General features: G+C 57.2%; 1 rRNA gene. It reads left to right on the top strand.

What is annotated here, in order from left to right:
• Positions 1-6: 6 nt before the first annotated feature.
• Positions 7-122, top strand: a 5S ribosomal RNA gene (gene rrf, locus C9F12_RS22295).
• Positions 123-493 lie beyond the last annotated feature (371 nt).

Here is a 493-nt window from a genome sequence, read left to right as displayed (position 1 = left end):
TTTCCGCCTGACGACCATAGCGAGTGGGAACCACCTGATCCCTTGCCGAACTCAGAAGTGAAACCGCTCAGCGCCGATGGTAGTGTGGGGTCTCCCCATGCGAGAGTAGGTCATCGTCAGGCATTTACATAAACAAAAACCCCCAGCTCCGAAGGAGTTGGGGGTTTTTGTTTATGTCTGTACGATGACCCTTCCTCGCATGCGAGAGTAGGGTGAGAGCCGCCCGGACAATGCAACGCATTGTCAGGCTCGAACGGGCGAGGGATGTAAAGCCGCTTGCGGCGCCCCGAGCCCAGGCTCAAGGCCACGAAGTGGCCGCAGAGGCGCAGGCATTTATTCAGAAGAAGCCCAATTCCGAGAGGAGTTGGGCTTTAATGAGATGGTCAGCCTGACCTCGAAGCCCAGCAGGCTATGCTTGCTGGGCTTCTTCTTTTCAGAGGACCACGCTCATGACCGCTCCCGCCATCATCGGTATCGACCTGGGCAAACGCAG

It is taken from the genome of Halomonas sp. BN3-1 (genome assembly GCF_003056325.1).
Taxonomy (GTDB): Bacteria; Pseudomonadota; Gammaproteobacteria; order Pseudomonadales; family Halomonadaceae; genus Halomonas; species Halomonas litopenaei.
Note: the sequence above shows the minus strand (reverse complement) of the source record. Positions and strands in the feature narration are given on the sequence as shown.